We start from the raw sequence: 17661 nt of genomic DNA, 5'->3' as shown, positions 1-17661 counted from the left end.
ACGCGGCCCGCGTGCCGGCCTCGCGCCGCGGCACCCCGCAGCGCGCCGCCCTGCAGCGGCAGCGTCGGTCCGTGCGGCGACGACAACGCCACGACGTGGCCGCCGCCCATCTCGCGGTGTACGAGCGCGCCCTCGCGACGGTCGCGGCGGTGACGGCGTGATCCGCGCCTCCCGGCCCCTGCGCATCGTCGTCGTGGCGCCGTTGCGCTACCCGATCCGCGAGCCGTTCGCCGGCGGCCTCGAGTCGTCGGTCCACCACCAGGTGCGCACCCTGCGCGAGCGCGGTCACCGCGTCTCGCTGATCGCGACCGAGGGGTCCGACCACCTCGACCAGAGCCCGCCCGAGTTCGTCCTGCCCGCCGTGGTGTTCGACGACCCGGCCGAGGCGACGGACACGACCTACCCGGACGGCTACCTCGAGCGCGCGCTGCCGGCTCTCGAACGCGCCCTGCAGTTCGTCGCCGACCACGCCGACGACTACGACCTCGTCGACAACCACAGCCTGCACGGCGTCCCGCTCGCCCGGGCCGACCGCATCGGCGTGCCCATGGTCAGCACGCTGCACACGCCGACCCTGCCCGACATGCTCGCCGCGCACCGCTCGTCCACCGGGCCGCGCAGCCGCTTCGTCGCCGTCAGCGGTCACACCGCCGCCGCCTGGGCGCGGGAAGGCGTCGAGGCGAGCGTCCTGCCGAACGGCGTCGACACCGAGCGCTGGGGCTTCGGACCCGGGGGCGACGACCTCGTCTGGTCGGGACGCATCGTCCCCGAGAAGGGGTTGCACCTCGCCCTCGAGGTGGCCCGTCGCGCCGGGCGCCGCCTCGTCATCGCCGGTCGCATCGGCGACGTCGACTACTTCGAGACCGAGGTCGCCCCGCACCTCGGCGTCACCGCCCACTACGTCGGCGAGCTGCGCCAGCCCGAGCTCGCGGCCCTCGTCGGCCACAGCGGCTGCGCCCTCGTCACGCCCGTGTGGGAGGAGCCCTTCGGTCTCGTCATCGCGGAGGCGCTGGTCACCGGCACGCCGGTCGTCTCGTTCGCCGTCGGGGGAGTCCCCGAGGTCGTGGCGGGTTCGGTCGGGGCCGCCCTGGTCCCCGCCGGCGACCTCGACGGCATGGCGCGCGCCGCCGACGACCTGCTGCGCCGGGTCGGGACGGACGCCGACGCCCGTCGCACGGTGCGGCAGGACGCCGTCGACCGGTTCTCGCTGCGAGCCCGGGCCGCCGTGCTCGAGCGGCTGTACTCCGACGTCGTCGCCTCCGACGAGCGCGTGCCGGGCACGTCCGCCGGCGCCGCGACGGAGGCGACCGGCGTGGGTGGCCGGCACCGTGCCTCCTCGTCCCTCACCGGCGGCCTGTCGGCCGTCCGCCCGGCCGGCACCGGCCGACGGGTCGTGACGGCGTGACGTCGACGGTCGCCCGCCCCCTCGTCGGCTGGTACGTGCACCACCACGGTGCCGGGCACCGCACCCGCTTCTCGGCCGTCCGGCCGCACCTCGACGCCGACGTCGTCGTCTTCAGTTCGCTGAGCGCTCCCGTCGACCTGCCGGCCGACACCACCTGGATCGAACTCGAGCGGGACGACGCCCCGACCACGGGATCGGACGGCGTGGTCCGGCACCCCGCCGACGCGTCGCCGACCGTGGGCGGTCTGCTGCACTGGGCTCCGGTGGGGCACCCCGGGCACACCTCCCGCCTGGGCCGCATCGCCCGGGAGATCGCCGGGGCCGCGGCCGACGGGCGTCCGTTCGACGCGATGGTCGTCGACGTCTCGGTCGAGGTGACGCTGTTCGTCCGGTTGCTCGGCGTCGAGGTCGTCGTGGTCTCGCAACCCGGCGACCGCACCGACGAACCCCATCGACTCGCCTACGACGCCGCGTCGCGCGTGATCGCCCCGTGGCCCGCCGGGACGCACGACTCGACGGCGCTCGACCGGGTGGCCGAGAAGGTGCGCTGGGTCGGTGGGATCTCGCGACAGGACGGGCGTCGGGTCCCGGTGCCCACGCCGACCGTCGTGCCCGGCAACGTCCTCTTCGTCGGCGGTGCCGGCGGCAGCGACCACGACGACCTCGCTGCCGCGGTCGCCCGTGCCGACCGGGCCACACCCGGCACGAGCTGGTCGGCCCTCGGCCTCGACACCTGGGTCGACGACCCGTGGGCGGCCATGACCGCGGCCGAGGTGGTCGTGACCTGGGCCGGTCAGAACACCGTCGCCGACCTGGCCGCCCTCGGTGCCCGTGCCGTGGTCGTGCCGCAGACCCGACCCTTCGACGAGCAGCTCACGACCGCCCGGGCGCTCGACCGGGCGGGCCTCGCCGTCGTCGCGTCGTCCTGGCCGGAGGACGACGAGTGGCCGGCGCTGATCGAGCGGGCACGCGGTCTGCGGCCCGACTGGTCGGCGTGGCAGGTCGAGGGGGCTGCCGCCCGCGCCGCCGCGGTGGTCGCCGAGGTCGCCGTGCCGACAGCCGGGGCAGGAGCCGCGTCGTGACCGTCGTCGTCGTGACCCTCGCGTCCGCCACCCGCATGAAGCACGTCGCGAACCAGCTGCGGTTCGTCCGGCAGGTCGCCCCCGACGCCGGCCACGTGGTCGTCTGGCTCGACGAGACCCCGGCCCCCGACGTGCCCGCCCTGGCCGGCGTGACGACCCTGCACGTCCCGCCCGGCCCCGACGGCCTGCGCCTCGCCGCGGGGCGCAACCGCGGAGCCGACGCGGCCGTCGGTCACGGCGCGACGCTGATCGTGTTCCTCGACGCCGACTGCGTCCCGGGTGCCGACCTCTTCCGTCACTACGAGCAGGCGGCGCTCGACCACCCGGGGGCCCTCTTGAGCGGACCCGTCACCTACCTGCCCGACGGGTTCGTGCTCGGTGGCGGCGAGGGACTCGAGGCGGCGACCGCTCCGCACGCGGCGCGACCCGCGCCTCCCGCCGGGACGACGCTCGTCGCGGGCGCCGCGGACTACCCGCTGTTCTGGTCGCTCTCGTTCGCGGTGACGCCGGACACCTGGGCGCGGCTCGGCGGCTTCGACGAACGGTACGAGGGCTACGGCGGCGAGGACACCGACTTCGCGTTCACCGCGCGCTCGCTCGACGTCCCGCTCGTCTGGGTCGGCGGCGCCCACGCGTACCACCAGTACCACCCGACCTCGTCCCCGCCGTGGCGGCACCTGGCCGACGTCGTGCGCAACGGTGGCTTGTTCGCCGAACGCTGGGGTGAGTGGCCGATGGGTGGCTGGCTCGACGCGTTCGAGCGGGCCGGGGCGGTGCGCCGCACGACCGACGGCGGCTGGGCGCTCGTCGAGGGTACGGCCGTCCCGAGCTGAGCCGCCCCGGTCTGACCCGCCCCGAGTCGGCGGGCCGGAATCGCACCGCCGACTGAACACCGCACCGTCGATGTGGGCGGTGCGACGTCCGGTCGGCGGTGCGACACCGCCCCGAGGAGGCGCGGCGCGGCCGGGTCAGTCGAGCGTGCCCTGGTCGGACGACTTCTTGTGGGCGATGGCGTCGCGTTCGGCGGCGAGCGACGCGACGGTGGCCGGGTCGAGGGCGTCGTAGTCGACGAACGGGTCGGGCTGGCCCGTCTTGTCGGCGACGACCGCCGAGTAGGCCGAGACGGCGAGTCGCAGCTTGGCGGTCGCCCGCCCGGCGCGCTTGCTCGACAGCGGTTTCTCCTGCATGACCTTGCGGTGGTGGTCGAGCGCCTCGACGAGGTCGCGGTGGGCCGTCTTGAGCTTTTTCGCCATGTGACGATCATGCCCACCCGGGGCCGATCTGCCAACACGGTCGTGCCCGCGGGGGACCCGCCGGGGGACAAGCCGCCGCAGGGGACGAGGCGAGGCCGGGTGCTTTCACAGCGGGTGGCCATACTGCCGTAACCTCCCGGGCGGACCATCAGGCATGATCTCGCTGACCGGAGTGATCCACCCCACCGACGAAGTGGCCGTGCTGCACGTCGTCGAGCAGAAGCTCCGGCGGCACTTCCCGGCGTTGAGCGCCGCGTCCGAGGTGCTCGTGCTGCAGGCCTGGGGCCTCCCCGTCCGCGTCACCGAGCAGTTGGCGCGGCTGCGGCTCGACGTCGTCGTGGGCGACCGCGACGAGGCGGCCACCTTCCGGGACACGGTCGGTGCCGAGTTGCGTGGCTGGTCGGGGTCCGGCTCCCTGCGGGTCGACTGGACCGAGGACGTCCTGCCCGCCGTCGCGCCGGCCACGCTCGGCGAGAGCGCCTGACCGGGACGGCCGGGGACGCCGACGGGGCGACCTCCGGGGTTTCCCGGCCCGCGCCTCCTATGCTTCGTCCCGACGAGGGCCGCCCGAGCCCTTTCTCGCCGAGGGGGCGCGCATGACCGACGACGGACGCACCGAGCGAGCACTCGACGACGCCGACGGCTCGACGAGCCGAGGAGGCGCGGTGCGCGAAGGCGGGATCGCCCGCCACGGTCGCCTCCGCCGTGGCCACCCCGTGGCGTTCGCGGCGAAGATCACGGCGGCCGCGCTGGCCGTCGTGCTCGTCAGCACGACCTCGGTCGCGGCCATCGCCACGTGGCAGGTGCTGCAGGGCGCGAGGCCCACGGTGCCGCTCGCCGGACCCGACGGGTCGTCCGCCTCGCCCGTACCGCAGCTGACGGCACAGACCGGCGAGGTGAACCTGCTGCTGATCGGCACCGACACCCGCGAGGGGTTGGGCACCGGGTTCAACGACGCCGCCAACCAGCGGGCCAGCTCGGGGGCGGGCAAGAACGACTCGACGGTGCTCGTGCACATCTCCGAGGACCACACGAACATGGCGGTCGTCAGCTTCCCGCGCGACCTGATCGTGCCGATGCCCGCGTGCCCGAACGACGACGGCACGGTCAGCCCGGCGACCTCGGGCGCGATGCTGAACACCGCGCTGGGTCGTGGCGGACCGAAGAACGGGCTGTCGTGCGTGGCGCAGACGATCGGCCAGCTGACCGGACTGCAGATCGACTACGCCGGGTCGATCACCTTCGAGGGGGTCGTGTCGATGGCCGACGCCATCGGCGGCGTCGACGTGTGCCTGGCGACGCCGATCCGCGACACCGAGGTCCAGCCCGCCCTCGACCTGCCCGCCGGCACGCGGACGTTGTCGGGGGCCGAGGCCGGGGCGTTCCTCCGGTCGCGCTACGGGGTCGGCGACTCGAGCGACCTCGGGCGCATCAGCAACCAGCAGACGTTCCTCTCGGCGCTCGCCCGGCAGACGGTGTCGGCGGGGACGCTGACCGACCCGACCAAGGTGCTGGCCATCGCGCGGGTGGCGTTCGCGAACATGACGCTGAGCGACACGCTGGCCGACGCGTCGACCCTCGCCAAGCTCGCCCTCGCCGTGAACACGGTCGGGCTGTCGAACATGGTCTTCGTGCAGTACCCGGCGGTGGACGACCCCGCGGATCGCAACCGCGTCCTGGTCGACGAGGCGTCGGCGTCGGTCCTGGACGAGGCGCTGCAGCGCGACCTGCCGCTGACCCTGTCGACGGACAGCCTCGGGCGGTCGGCGGTGCTCGACCCGGACGCACCGGCGCCGAGCACGTCGACCGACCCGTCCGCCGAGGCGACGGGCGAGCCGTCCGCGCCGGCGCCCGACGTCGCTCCGGCCGACGGGTCGGCGACCGGTGTGGCGCCGACGCCCGAGCCGGCGCCGACGTCGGCCGAGCTCCCGAGCAGCGTGACGGGCCAGTCCGCCGATCAGGTCACCTGCGCCAAGCGCGACTGACGATCGGGTCGCTCCGTCGGCCTTCCGTGGGTTCCGTCCTGGGTCGACCGCGCCCTAGGATGACAGCCGACATGTGATCTCGAACATGTCACCTTCCGGGTGGCCTGTCGCGATCCAGGAGAGGCGCACACGATGAACACGACCACAGGCATCCGAGGGGTCGGTGTGACGGTGGCCCTGGCGATGGTGACCGCGGTCCTCGCGGCGACACCTGCCGCGGCGACGCCCGCCGCCACCGCTCCGGCCTCCGCTTCCGCCTCCGCTTCGCCCACCGCACCGGCCCCGGCCTCCACCGCGCCCGCCGTACCGGCCTCGGCCGCGACCGTCGACCTCGAGATCGAGCGCCGTGCCGACGGCAGCGGCCCCTTCACGCCTGCCGACGGGCCCGGTGCCGACGCCGGCGCCTCCAACGGCATCGTCCGCACCTTCGACGCCATCACCTACCGTGTCACCGTCAGTGCCAACGGCGGTTCGGTGACGAACGAGCGGTTCACCGTCACCGCACCCGCCGGCACCACCTGGGCCGGTCTGCCGAACACCTGCCAGGCCGACGGCTCCGCGATCGTCGGCGCCGAGCTCACCTGCAACGTCGGCATGGTCGGCGAGGGGCAGGTCCTCGCCACCCCGGTCGTCCTGACCATCGACTCGCAGGCGGGCGGTGGCACCGTCGCGATCACGGGCACCGTGACCGGTGACGACGTCGCCGCCCCGGCCGGCCCCGTCACCTCGGTGTCGACGACCGTGTCCGCCGCGCCTCGCTTCGATCTCAGCAAATCCGTCGCGAACTCCAACTTCCACCCCGGCGTCGTCGGTCCCGACGGCACCGAGGGCACGGTCGTCCAGTACCCCGTGGCCGTCGCCTGGGAGCCCGTCGTCCCCGGGCAGGGGCTCCTCGGCTACGAACGTTCGGCGGGCACCTTCACCTTCCAGGACGACGTCTCCCGCATGTTCGGCGATCTCCCGTCCCCGGCGGTCCTCTTCGGTCACGACGGAAGGGCGGCCTGCGGGCTGAACGACGGACGCACGTTCCCGGTCCTCCCCGGCGGCAGCGGTGGCAGGTCCACGGCGGTCCTGCACTCGGGCCGGTTCGACTGCACCCAACCCGCCCCGGGGCAGCCCGTCGACGTCACGATCACGGGCACCGACACCGACATCACGCCGTCGCGGGGCATCCCTTCGCAGAGCGCCACCGGCCAGCCGATCCAGGGGGGCGTCAAGCCCTACGTGATCAGCGGCTACATCAGCATCTGGGTTCCCGGCCTCGACGCCGGCCAGTCCCTGATCGCGACCAACACCTACACGCCCCTGCAGACCACGGGCATCAGCGGTGCCTCCAACTTCCCGGGTTCGACCGAGCCGCTGACGAACAACTCCGTCGACCGCAACCTGTCGTACTTCGTCCCGGGAGGGGGCTTCAAGCACCTCGGCCAGACCCGGGACGACGGCTCCACCGCCGTCGGTTCGGCCAAGTCCGGTGACCCCTACGTCACACCCGGGACGCGCATCCGGTCCCAGGTGAACCTCGCGAACAAGGGTGTCTCGGACTACGTCGGGGCGATCGCCTGCGACGTCTACGACAACCGATTCCAGAAACTGACGACCCTGTTCGGCAACCACGCCGCCACCAACGGGTGGAACGACGGCGTCCGCGTCGAGTACGCGGCGTTCTCCTTCACCGACCCCTCCGTCGGTCGTGACGCCACGTGCGACGACTCCGACGGGCCCTGGTACGACAGCCCCGAGGACGTCCCCGGCGGTGTCGACGCGATCGGCAAGATCCGCGCCGTCGGGACGGTCGCCGGCGGGAGGGCGGGCAACCTCTTCAGCTACTTCGAGGTGCAGGCCGCGCCGAACGACACCCGCCTCTACGACTTCGGCTCGATCTTCGACGGCACGAGTGCCTGGGTCCACGACACGGCGCCTGCGGTCAACGGCGCGGGGCCCCTGGCCGACAGCGTCATCGTCACCCAGGTCAGGGCCAGGATCGTGAAGAAGATCGTCGACCCCGGCACCAGCGCCGCGACCACTCCCGACAAGACCGCGTTCGTCGTCGCCGGGACGAGCGTCGACTACGCCCTCTACCCGACCCTCACGAACGCCACGGAGGGGGGCCGCCCCCAGGTCCTCACGGTGACCGACGTCCTGCCCCCGCACACCACGTACCAGCGTGGTTCGAGTTCCCTCGAACCGACGAGCGTCGAGACCACGACGATCGACGGTGAGGTCCACGAGACCATCGTCTGGACCCTCGAGGACGTCGTCCCCAACCGTCCGATCACTGCCCTCACCTACCGGCTCGACGTGTCCGGCACCGCCCCGGCGGGGTCGGTGAACAACACCGCCCGCGTCTTCTCCGAGGACGACCTGTCGCCCGAGGAACGGCGTACCGCGCTCCGTGGTGTCCGAGTCGAGTCCTCGAGCGGCATCGGGGTCCAGAAGACCGCCGAGGAGCCCACCGTGGTCGTCGGCGACCCGCTCGTCTGGGCCCTCGAGTACCGGAACACCGACGCCGTCCCCATCGCGGCCGTCGACCTGATCGACGTCCTGCCGTCCGTCGGCCCCGGCGGTGGACAGGTCGACCTCGCCGCCCCGGTCGCCGTCGACCCCGCCGCCGGTGAACGCGTCAGCTACACCACGGCCACCCCGGGCAGCATCTCCCTGGACGGTGACGATCCGAGCAACGCACCCGGTGGAGACACCGCCTGGTTCGACGGGTCCCGCATCGGAACGGGGGGCGACGGGGTGGCGCTCGAGGACGTCACCGCCGTCCGCATCCAGCGGACCACGGCCGTCGACGTCGGCGAGGTCGTCACCCACGACCTGACCGCGACGACGACGGAGGCACGTGACGGAGACGTCGTCACGAACCGGTTCGGCCTGCGCGCGACGAACCTCGCGCTCCCCGCTTTCTCGAACAGGGCCTCCATCACCGTCGTCGCCGGCGCCGTCGGTGACCTCGTGTGGGACGACGCGGACGCCGACGGGCTCCAGGGACCTGCCGAGAGCGGCACTCCGTCCCTCCCGGTGACCCTCGTCGGCGCCGACGACCGGGGCCGTCCGGTCGAACGTCACACCACGACCGACATCGGGGGCACGTACGTCTTCGACGGGCTCCGCCCGGGGGCCTACACCGTCGCGTTCTCCTCGCTGCCCGACAGGGCCTGGACCGCACGCCATCAGGGTGATGACGAGACCGTCGACTCCGACGTCGCGGCCGACGGCACCGCGTCGGTGGTGCTCTCGACCGTCCTCGAGGGAGACGAGCTCGTCGGGGTCGACAGGGACCGAAGCATCGACGCGGGCCTGCTGGCGGCCGTCGATCCAGGGGCGCCCGTCGACCCGGGGGCGCCCGTCGACCCAGGGACTCCCGTCGACCCGGGGGTGCCATTCGACCCTGAGGCACCCGTCGGCGCCGAGGACACGATCTCGAATCCGTCGGCCGGTCCCGGTGCGCAATGGAGAGATCGTCTGCTCGCCTTCACGGGCACCGAACCGGCCGTCATCGGCATCGCCGCGCTCGGCCTCCTCGTCCTCGGAGCGCTTCTCGCTCTCGCCGCGCACCGCCGACGGGACTCCTGACCGTGTCCCGCCCTTGCCGCAGGCCGCCGATCGTGACCGGCCCAGGCCCGGGCCCGGGCCCAGGCTCGGGCCTGGGCCTGGGCCTCGGTCAGGCGGCAGAGCCGAGGAGGCGCCCGGTCCAGTCCCGCAGGGCCGCGACGGCCCGTCGCGAGAGGGTCGCCTGCGGCAGCATGCTGGCCGAGCCGTGGAAGGCCCCCGGCCACACGTGTAGTTCGGCCTGCACGCCGGCCGCCCAGAGCGCGCCGGCGTAGGCGACGGCCTCGTCACGGAACACCTCGGCGCTGCCGCAGTCGACGTACGCCGGCGGCAGACCGGCCAGGTCGGTCGCGCGGCCGGGGGCCGCGTGGATCGACACGTCGTCGCTGCCGCGACGGTCGCCGAGGTAGGCGTCCCAGCCGAACCGGGTCATCTCCCGGTCGGCGACGCCCACCCCGTCGAACTGCCGGGCGGAGAGGGTCGCGTCGCGGTCGTCGAGCATGGGGCTGACGAGCACCTGGCCGGCGACGGCCGGACCCTGTCGGTCCCGGGCGAGGAGCGCCGTGCCCGCGGCGAGTCCGGCTCCGGCGCTCTGGCCGACGAGGACGATCCGCGCGGGGTCGACGCCGAGCTCGTCGACGTGCTCGGCGACCCAGGCCAGGCCGGCGTAGCAGTCCTCGACCGGGTACGGGTCGGGGTGCTCCGGGGCGAGACGGTAGTCGGGGCTGACGAGGACGACGTCGTGCACGAGCAGCCAGTCGTCGTACGAGTCGAGGTTGCCGAGGTGGTGGCCGAACATCATGCCGCCCCCGTGGATCGCGTAGGCGCAGGCCGCCGTCCCGGTGCGGCCGATCCGCTGGACGACCGCGAGGGCGATCGGGGCGCCGAGGTGCCCGGGGACGGTGATGCTGCGCCTCTCGAGACCGCGGGCGTGCAGTCCTTCGTCGAGCTGCGCCTCCGTCATCTCGAGCTGTCGCATCCGCGGCAGCATCTCGGTCTCGAGACGGAAGCGGCCGCGGGCGTCCATCGCCTCCAGGAAGGGGACGAACTCGGGGTCGAACGGCGGGCGGGGCAGGGTGGTGGTGTCAGGCACGGGTGGTCTCCTCGGTGGGGGTGGTCGAACGGGCAGGGGTCGAGAGGTGTGTGGGAGGGGGTTCCGTACGGCCGCGGTCGGCACCGCCGTCGTCGGCCCGGGCCCGGAGCATCCCGAGCACGACGAGCGCGGCGGCCACGACGCAGAGTCCGAGGCCCGCGACCGTCAGCGCGTCCTGGAACGTGGCCAGACGCGCGGCCGTCCAGGTGGTCGTGGTGATGCTGCCGTCGACGAGGACGGCGACGACCGTCCCGGCCGCCGTGACGGCGGCACCGCTCGCGAGCTCGCTCGACGTGTCGACGAGGGCGGCGCCGACCGAGGTGCGGTCGGTGGGCAGGCCGGTGAGCACCGAGGCGCCCGCGACGACCCCGACCACGCGCATCCCCGCCGCGACCAGCACGAGCGCGACGAGCACCCAGACGTACCCGTGGCGACTCAGGGCGCCGAAGACCGCGAGACCCGCGACGACGGCCGCCGCGCTGATCCCCGCCGCGCGGCCCAGGCCCACCCGCCGGACGAACGGCCCGACGAGTCGGCCGCCGGCGAGCAGCACGACGACCTGCGGAAGCGTGCCCACGGCGGCGAGGGCCGGAGGCCAGCCCCAGGCGAACTGCAGTTGCAGCGTCACCAGGTACGAGAGCCCGGCGACGGCGAGGCCCGACGCCGCCTTGAACGCCAGGCCGCTCGACACCAGCGGACGGGCGAGCAGCGGGAGATCGACCACCGGGTGTCGGGCCGACCGCTCCCGGGCCACGAACCCGACGGCGCCGACGACGGTCACGGCGACGCCGAGCCACCCCCACCCGGAGGCGCCACCCGACTCCACGAGGACGGTCGGCGTCACGAGGGCCGCGGACACGGTCACCGTGCCGAGAAGCGCCCCGACGACGTCGACCGGGTCGCGTCGGAGCCCTGCGGGGTCGTCCCGGGCGATGCCCGACCGGATGCCGACCAGGGCCAGCACGGCGATCGGCGCGTCGGCGAGCAGCAGCACCTGCCACGGTGCGACCGCCAGCACGAACCCGCCGAGCGTCGGTCCGACGGCGAGGCCGACGAGGCCCGCGGTCGAGATGACGGTCAGCGCCCGGACGCGCAGGCGCTCGTCGTCGAAGAGGCGGAACGCCAGCGCCATCGACCCCGGTGTGGTCATCGCGGCGGCGGCCCCCATGAGCACGCGGACGGCGACGAGTTCTCCGGTCGTCGTGACCGCCGCGGTGGCGAGGCTCGCCGCGGCCAGCAGGACGAGGCCCGTCAGCATCACGCGGCGGCGGCCGACGCGGTCGGCGACGGCGCCGAACAGCAGCATGAGCCCGCCGAAGGCGACCGAGTAGGCAGCGGACACCCACTGCAGGCCCGTCGTCGACGCGTCCAGCTCGCGGCCGATCGTCGGCAGCGCGACGTTCAGCACCGAGTTGTCGAGCATCTCGAACAGGAACACCGCGGACAACCCGGCGAGGGCGATCCAGGCGTCCGAGAGGCGAGGAGGCGCGTCGCCGGTACGCAGACCGGCGCGGCGGATGAGGTGGGGGCTGGGCGACACGAGGGCGCACTCCTTCGAGGGAAGAAGTGGCGGATCGTCCGATGCCGCGTGCGGGTGCGTCGCGGATCGCGACGCCTTTTACCTCAGTGAGGGAGACAATACACGGACCGGAGGCGACGACGGAACCCTGGCCGTCGTCCGCTCAGCGCGCGAGGGTGTCCTTCGGGTGCTCGCCGAAGCGGGCCAGGTACGCAGCCGAGAACCGGCCCATGTTCCCGAAGCCCCAGCGGCCGGCGACCTCCGAGACGAGGGTCGTCCCCGGGTCGCCCGCGACGAGGTCCTGGCGCACCCGGTCGAGGCGGACGTGTCTGAGGTACTTCGACGGACTGGAACCCAGGTGCTCGTTCATCAGTTGCTGCAGGGTCCGGGTGTGCATGCCGGCGGCCGTGGCGATGTCCGCCGACGAGATCGCCTGGTCGGCGTAGGCGTGCACGTACTCGGCGGCCAGTCGCAGGCGTTTCGTCCGTTCGGTGCGCAGGGTGTCGGGGACGTCGACCGCTCGCCAGGGAAACACGTCCAGCAGCGTCCTGACGATCGCCGTCTGGGCACTGTGTCGGGCGAGGGGAGGGGTCCGCGGGTCGACGATCGTCGGGGTGGCCGTGCCGAGGGTGCGCTGCCAGGCGGCGAGGGCGACGTCGCTCGGGACGGCGGCGTAGTCGAAGACGATCCGTTGCGCCGGCCCGGCGTGGCGTTCGGTGGCGACCTCCTCGAAGAAGGCGCCGTCGATCTGGACGATGCCGTGCCGGTGGGGGCTCATGACGAAGGAGAAGGACGTCTCGGTCGGGGTCAGGAACGGCCGGGTGCCCACGCTGGTGAGTTGACCGGTGGGGTGGTCGATGGTCACGGAGCCCTGCTGGAACCAGGACACGACGTAGTCCCGGGACCACGGGATCGTGCCCTGCAGGTGACCGGTGAAGGTGCCGGTCTGCAGCGCCAGACGGGCGTCACCGGCGGAGGCGAAGCGGAACGCGAACGGCTCCGCGCCGACGCGAGCACGGAAGTCCCGGCCGGCGAGGACCGTCTGCAGACTGTCGCGCGCCTCCTCGATGTCGTCGCTCGACCAGGCGTCCCGTCGGAACTCGTCGGGTGCGCGCTCGTCGGGCGCGCGCTCGTCGGGCGCCGGTCCGGTCGCGGGCATGTAGGTGCTGGGCATGGTGATCTCCTGGTCCTCCTCTCGTCCGGGGCGCACGTTGGTGGGACGTGGCCTCAGCAATGGGGACGAGGGTCGAGCAGGTTTCGTCACGAATCGCCGACGGGAGGTCTGACGGACACGATGCCGCATCCACCGGCAGCTGTCCCTACCCCAGAAGACGTGTCCCGCCCCGGGGGCGGCGTCCCGTCGCGGGCCGGGAGGCCGCCGGCGGGTCGACGGGGTGCCGCGGCCACGGCTCAGACGTCGCGGGCGAAGCAGACCGACTCGGCCGATCCGACGTACGAGCCGAAGGGCGGGATGCTCTCGTAGCCCTCCCGTTCGTAGAAGCGGATGGCGTCCGGCTGGAGGATGCCCGTCTCGAGCACGATGCAGCGGGTGCCCAGGTCGCGAGCGGCGTCCTCGAGGGCTCGGAGGACGGCGGTCGCCACCCCCGACCCTCTCGCCTCGGGCGAGACGTACATGCGTTTGACCTCGACCGTGGCCGGGCCGAGCACCGTGTCGGCCAGGGGGCGCAGCCCACCGCAGGCGATCGGCCGGCCGTCGTCCGCGCGGGCGACGAGGAACACGGGGACGTCGGCCGCCGACGGCGGCGTGCCGGGCTCGTGGTCGTCGCTGCCGTACCGGGCGTCGAGTTCGACCCGTTGCGCGCGGCGGAGTCCGCCGGCGTCGGGGTGGTCGAAGGGGGTCCGGGTGATCGTCCAGCTCATGGGGGTCCTTTCGTGACGACCGTTACGGTAACAGACGTTACGATGTCGGGATGAGCAGGACGCGAGATGTGACCGACACCCGGAGGCGCCTCTCGGACGCCGTGTTCACGACCCTCGCCGAGCGGGGGCCGACGGGACTCACCCTCCGCGCGGTCGCCGAACGGGCGGGTTGCACGACGGGCCTCGTCCTGCACACCTTCCGGGACAAGCAGGCCCTGCTGCTCCACGCTCGAGACGTGCTCCACGAGCGCACCCGCGAGCGCTCGGACGCGCTCGAGCGCGATGCCGGCGACGCGATCGCCGCCGTACGTGCCGTCGTCCTGGGCACCCTGCCGACCGACGACGAGCGTCTCGCCGAGGCCCGCGTGTGGGTCGGCTTCCTGGCGGCGGCGCTCGACGATCCCGTCCTGGCCGAGCGGCATGCGCGCAACAGTCGCGCGTTCGCCGATCGTCTGACCCGGTTGCTCGAGGCCGGTGATCCCGGGGTCCGAGACGAGGCGGCCACCCGGGCGGCGGCCCTCGTCGCGGCCGTGGAAGGGGTCTCGAGCCTCGCGGCGGGCGACCCCGGCCGATGGACCACGGCGCGTCAGCTGCAGGCGCTCGAGTTCGTCCTCGCCGCCGCCCTGCCGTCGAGCCCGCCGCGATGACCGGTCAGCGTCGTCGGTACCGGCTGCCGTCGGAGGTGTGGACGGCCGAATCGTCCGAGAGAATGCGCAGATTGTAGGTCGCGCAGTCGACGAACGTCCCGATGCTGATGATGGAGGACGAGCGGTGCAGCTCTCCCTTGGAGGGGCCGTCGGAGCCGATGCCCGCCCGGTGGACCATCCACTCGACGTCGCGGGCGTCCTCGTCGAGGTAGCGCATGACGGCCTCGTTGTCCTCGTGCTGCCCGATGTACCCGCGGGCGATCGTGCGGCGGACGATCCGCAACGCCGGCGCGAGGGGCCTGCCCGGTGCCGCGCTCAGGCCTCCGGCCTGGTAGAGGAGTCGTCGCGTGCCGCTGCGGCGCATGGCGGGGACGAGCGATCGGACGAAGATCGTGTTCACCTGCCGATCGCGCTGGGCGGCCGCGTCCCCGAGCATCATCACGACGGCGTCGACGCCGTCGAGCAGGGCGTCGAGGTCGAGGTCGTCGTCGAGGGAGCCCTGGACGACCTCGAGGTCGTCGTGCTCGATCGCGAGCTTGCCGGGCGTCCGCGCGAGGGCGCGGAGCCGATGCCCGGCGTCGAGGGCCAGTCGCGTGAAGTGTTGCCCGGTCTGGCCCGTGGCGCCGAGCACGAGGAGGGTTCGTGGAGTGGTCATGGATTTAATCTAGGCGGTGTCTAGTATCTAGTCAATGACTAGTCGGGGATTAGGATCGAGGCATGACGCAGCGGCCCTTCCACCACGGGAACCTCCGCGCGGTGCTGCTGGACGAGGCGATCGAGGTCGTGCGCGAGTCCGGTGTCGACGGCCTCTCGCTCCGCGACCTCGCCCGTCGGGCCGGGGTCAGTCACGGTGCCCCCCGGAGCCACTTCGTCGACCGTCAGGCGCTGCTCGACGCGCTCGCCGGAGCCGGGTTCGAGCGGCTCACCACCGCGATCCGGCGCGCACTCGACGGCGGGGGAGGTCGGACGGAACGCCTGCACCGCGTCGCCCGCGCCTACGTCGACTTCGCCGTCGACGACGCCGCGCTCATGGAGCTGATGTTCCAGGCCAAGGTCACGACGAAGCCCGAGGCCGTGCACGAGGCGGCCGGCACCCTCTTCGCCGTGCTCGACGGAGCCCTGGGGCCGGCGGAGTCCGAGGCGTCCGGCGACGAGTCGCGCGACCACTTCAAGATGCTCTTCGCGGCGACGATGCAGGGGATCGCGGCGCTCGTCGCCTCGGGCCGCGTCGAACGACCCCTCGGGGACCGCCTGGTGGGCACGGCCATGGACACGATGCTCGACTCCGACCTTGGACGGCGCGTGGTCACGGCCCGCTGATCGGCGGGGGAGTCCTCTTCCTCGGGCGGTGCCCGGCGGGAGGCACCGTCTACGCTCGGCGGCATGCTGTCGTCGACCCGCGTGCGGGAGTCGTTCTGGTTCCTGCCCGCCGTGTTCGGGCTCGTCGCCGTCGTCCTCGCCGAGGTGCTGGTGACGGTCGACCGGTCCCTGCCGACGACGGTGACCGAGGGGCTGCCGCTGCTGGGTGCCCTCAGCGCCTCCGGGGGACGGTCGTTGCTGTCGGGCATCGGGACGTCCATGCTGACCGTGGCCGGGACGTCGTTCTCGATCACGATCTCGGTGCTCGCCACGACGTCGTCGACCTACGGCCCGCGACTCGTCCGCCACTTCATGGCCGACCGTGCCAACCAGTTCGTGCTGGCGACCTTCACCTCGACCTTCCTCTACTGCATCGTCGTGACGCGCACCGTCCACACCGAGGTCGACGACACCAGCGCCTTCGTCCCGGTGATCGCCGTCCACGTCGCGGTCCTGCTCAGCGTGTTCGACGTCGGGGTGCTGGTCTTCTTCATCCACCACATCGCCGGCTCGGTGCAGATCACCTCGTTGCAGGCGCGCGTGCTCGACGACCTCCGGGCCGTGACCGACGTCGTCTACCCCACGAGCCCGGCCGACGACGTCAGTCAGGAGGCGCGGGTGGGGTCCTCGGCGGACGGTCCGCTCCCGGCCGACGCGGCCGTCGTCCGGGCACACGCCGACGGCTACGTGCAGACCGTCGCGTGGGAGGCGCTCCGCCGCGTCGCCGTGCGCGAAGGCCTCGTCGTCGAGGTCGTGGCGATGCCCGACCGGTACGTGATCGTGGGGGACCCGCTCGTGGTGACCAGCGCCTCCCCGGGGTCCGACACGGTCCGTGAGCTGCGACGGGCGGCCACCCTGGGACCCGCCCGGACCCCTCACCAGGACGTCGGGTTCGCCCTGCAACAACTCGTCGAGATCGCCGTGCGCGGTCTCGCCTCGGGGAGCAACGACCCGTACACCGCGGTGAGTGCGCTCGACATGTCGGCCGGGGTGCTCGTGCCGCTCTGGCGTCGGGGCGAGCCCTTCACGGCCCTGCTGGACGACCGGGGTGAGCCGGTCGTCCTCGTCACGTGGCCGACGGTGGACGCGCTCGTCGACTCGCTCTTCCACACCGTCCGCACCTACGCCCTCGACCAACCGGCCGTGCTGGCAGCGGCGCTGCACCTCGCCGAGCGGCTCGACGAGGTGGCGTCGTCGGCCCGCGCCGGTCGACTGGTCGATCACGAGACCGCCCTGCGGGACGCCCTCGCCGGCTGAGGCGTCCGCCGCCGCCGACCGCACGCGTCGGCAGGCAGCCGGGTGGATCGAGGGGCAGGGTCCGGCATCGCCGAGGTGCACGTCGCGCCGGGAACGTGCCGCGCGCGACGTCGCCCCCGGCCCCGGCCCCGGCCCCGGCCTCGACCTCTGCCTCGACGCCGGCCCCGACCCCGGGCTCGACCCCGGTCTCGACCCCTAGCTCGGCCCCGGCCCCGAGTTCGTGGGTGCCGTGCGTTCGTGTCGGCAACTCCGGGCTGGTGCCGCAGCGCCGGATGCCGGGCCCGGAAACCCGGGGCCCGTGCCGGTCGCTGCACCCGGAGGCAGGAATTGCCCGCATCGGGAGGCCACGCGCAGGGCGGGGTGGCGGGGTGGCGTGCCGGGGGTGCGCGTCGAATCGGATCGGTCCGGTCGTGACGGCGCATCGCCACGGTACCCGTCGGCAACTCCGGACCGGTGCCGCCTCGCGAACCCCCGGGCCCGGAAGCTCAGGGGCGCCGCGGAACGACTCCGCACGAAGCAGGAGTTGCCGACCACGCGGCGGGGCGGGCGGTCGGGCGGCGGGGCGGCCTTCCCGGAGCGGAGAGGGGCGCGGTGTCGATGGTCTGTCGTAACGTCCTCGGTGGGA

The 17661-nt window shown here is 73.5% G+C and carries 15 protein-coding genes; 9 read left to right on the top strand and 6 right to left on the bottom strand.

The window, feature by feature from the left end; genetic code table 11:
- Positions 1–157 precede the first annotated feature (157 nt).
- From SZ60_RS08615 to SZ60_RS08605, 3 genes are read left to right on the top strand one after another with little or no spacing between them, the layout of a single operon-like run.
- Positions 158–1405 carry a glycosyltransferase gene (locus tag SZ60_RS08615; RefSeq protein WP_231567091.1) on the top strand — a complete coding sequence of 416 codons (1248 nt, stop codon included), beginning with the start codon at positions 158–160 and terminating at the stop codon, positions 1403–1405.
- Positions 1402–2487, top strand: coding sequence for a glycosyltransferase (locus SZ60_RS08610; protein WP_043595143.1), 1086 nt, complete (start codon positions 1402–1404; stop codon positions 2485–2487). Before SZ60_RS08615 ends, SZ60_RS08610 begins: the two co-directional genes overlap by 4 nt.
- Entirely contained in the window at positions 2484–3320 is an 837-nt protein-coding gene (locus SZ60_RS08605; RefSeq protein ID WP_043595141.1) for a glycosyltransferase family 2 protein, read from the top strand. The genes SZ60_RS08610 and SZ60_RS08605 overlap by 4 nt, the downstream gene beginning before the upstream one ends.
- Positions 3321–3455: 135 nt before the next feature.
- Here the strand turns inward: SZ60_RS08605 and SZ60_RS08600 are convergent, their stop codons facing one another.
- On the bottom strand, positions 3456–3740 hold the full coding sequence (locus SZ60_RS08600) for a hypothetical protein (protein WP_043595140.1): 285 nt from the start codon (positions 3738–3740) through the stop codon (positions 3456–3458).
- Positions 3741–3894: 154 nt separating this feature from the next.
- Here SZ60_RS08600 and SZ60_RS08595 point away from each other — a divergent pair, with 154 nt between their 5' ends.
- From SZ60_RS08595 to SZ60_RS08585, 3 genes are all read left to right on the top strand, one after another.
- Positions 3895–4224 carry a hypothetical protein gene (locus tag SZ60_RS08595; protein WP_043595139.1) on the top strand — a complete coding sequence of 110 codons (330 nt, stop codon included), beginning with the start codon at positions 3895–3897 and terminating at the stop codon, positions 4222–4224.
- Between the two features lie 112 nt (positions 4225–4336).
- Positions 4337–5725, top strand: coding sequence for an LCP family protein (locus tag SZ60_RS08590; protein WP_082059993.1), 1389 nt, complete (start codon positions 4337–4339; stop codon positions 5723–5725).
- A 132-nt stretch (positions 5726–5857) separates the two neighbouring features.
- Positions 5858–9304, top strand: coding sequence for an SdrD B-like domain-containing protein (locus SZ60_RS08585; protein ID WP_156155549.1), 3447 nt, complete (start codon positions 5858–5860; stop codon positions 9302–9304).
- An 88-nt stretch (positions 9305–9392) separates the two neighbouring features.
- Here SZ60_RS08585 and SZ60_RS08580 read toward each other — a convergent pair whose 3' ends face one another.
- The 4 genes from SZ60_RS08580 to SZ60_RS08565 all read right to left on the bottom strand — a co-directional run bounded on the left by SZ60_RS08580 (position 9393) and on the right by SZ60_RS08565 (position 13773).
- Entirely contained in the window at positions 9393–10373 is a 981-nt protein-coding gene (locus SZ60_RS08580) for an alpha/beta hydrolase (protein WP_043595137.1), read from the bottom strand.
- Positions 10366–11913 (bottom strand): MFS transporter, encoded by a 1548-nt coding sequence (locus tag SZ60_RS08575; protein WP_369700701.1) that lies wholly within the window; start codon positions 11911–11913, stop codon positions 10366–10368. Before SZ60_RS08575 ends, SZ60_RS08580 begins: the two co-directional genes overlap by 8 nt.
- A gap of 142 nt (positions 11914–12055) precedes the next feature.
- Entirely contained in the window at positions 12056–13066 is a 1011-nt protein-coding gene (locus SZ60_RS08570) for a helix-turn-helix domain-containing protein (protein ID WP_197073531.1), read from the bottom strand.
- A gap of 236 nt (positions 13067–13302) precedes the next feature.
- Positions 13303–13773, bottom strand: a complete 471-nt coding sequence (locus SZ60_RS08565; RefSeq protein ID WP_043595136.1) for a GNAT family N-acetyltransferase — start codon at positions 13771–13773, stop codon at positions 13303–13305.
- Between the two features lie 50 nt (positions 13774–13823).
- On the opposite strand from SZ60_RS08565, the gene SZ60_RS08560 reads away from it, so the two are divergent.
- Positions 13824–14420, top strand: coding sequence for a TetR/AcrR family transcriptional regulator (locus SZ60_RS08560; protein ID WP_043595135.1), 597 nt, complete (start codon positions 13824–13826; stop codon positions 14418–14420).
- A gap of 4 nt (positions 14421–14424) precedes the next feature.
- Here the strand turns inward: SZ60_RS08560 and SZ60_RS08555 are convergent, their stop codons facing one another.
- A complete protein-coding gene (locus SZ60_RS08555) occupies positions 14425–15075 on the bottom strand; it encodes an NAD(P)-dependent oxidoreductase (RefSeq protein ID WP_043595134.1) in 651 nt (216 codons plus the stop codon).
- 62 nt (positions 15076–15137) lie between these two features.
- Between SZ60_RS08555 and SZ60_RS08550 the strand changes: the two genes are divergently transcribed.
- Together SZ60_RS08550 and SZ60_RS08545 are read left to right on the top strand one after the other, a co-directional pair.
- Positions 15138–15740, top strand: a complete 603-nt coding sequence (locus SZ60_RS08550; RefSeq protein ID WP_043595133.1) for a TetR/AcrR family transcriptional regulator — start codon at positions 15138–15140, stop codon at positions 15738–15740.
- 63 nt (positions 15741–15803) lie between these two features.
- Positions 15804–17036 (top strand): DUF2254 domain-containing protein, encoded by a 1233-nt coding sequence (locus SZ60_RS08545; RefSeq protein ID WP_052505254.1) that lies wholly within the window; start codon positions 15804–15806, stop codon positions 17034–17036.
- Positions 17037–17661 lie beyond the last annotated feature (625 nt).

Origin of the sequence: Frigoribacterium sp. MEB024 (assembly GCF_000878135.1) — a bacterium.
Classification (GTDB): domain Bacteria; phylum Actinomycetota; class Actinomycetes; order Actinomycetales; family Microbacteriaceae; genus Frigoribacterium.
The sequence above is the reverse complement of the archived record's forward strand: the minus strand, read 5'-3'. Positions and strand labels throughout refer to the sequence as shown.

Coding starts and splice junctions, on each gene's coding strand:
- SZ60_RS08600 (WP_043595140.1), bottom strand. CDS start 3,740: ATGGCGAAAAAGCTCAAGACGGCCCACCGCGACCTCGTCGAGGCGCTC.
- SZ60_RS08595 (WP_043595139.1), top strand. CDS start 3,895: ATGATCTCGCTGACCGGAGTGATCCACCCCACCGACGAAGTGGCCGTG.
- SZ60_RS08590 (WP_082059993.1), top strand. CDS start 4,337: ATGACCGACGACGGACGCACCGAGCGAGCACTCGACGACGCCGACGGC.
- SZ60_RS08585 (WP_156155549.1), top strand. CDS start 5,858: ATGAACACGACCACAGGCATCCGAGGGGTCGGTGTGACGGTGGCCCTG.
- SZ60_RS08570 (WP_197073531.1), bottom strand. CDS start 13,066: ATGCCCAGCACCTACATGCCCGCGACCGGACCGGCGCCCGACGAGCGC.
- SZ60_RS08565 (WP_043595136.1), bottom strand. CDS start 13,773: ATGAGCTGGACGATCACCCGGACCCCCTTCGACCACCCCGACGCCGGC.
- SZ60_RS08560 (WP_043595135.1), top strand. CDS start 13,824: ATGAGCAGGACGCGAGATGTGACCGACACCCGGAGGCGCCTCTCGGAC.
- SZ60_RS08555 (WP_043595134.1), bottom strand. CDS start 15,075: ATGACCACTCCACGAACCCTCCTCGTGCTCGGCGCCACGGGCCAGACC.
- SZ60_RS08550 (WP_043595133.1), top strand. CDS start 15,138: ATGACGCAGCGGCCCTTCCACCACGGGAACCTCCGCGCGGTGCTGCTG.
- SZ60_RS08545 (WP_052505254.1), top strand. CDS start 15,804: ATGCTGTCGTCGACCCGCGTGCGGGAGTCGTTCTGGTTCCTGCCCGCC.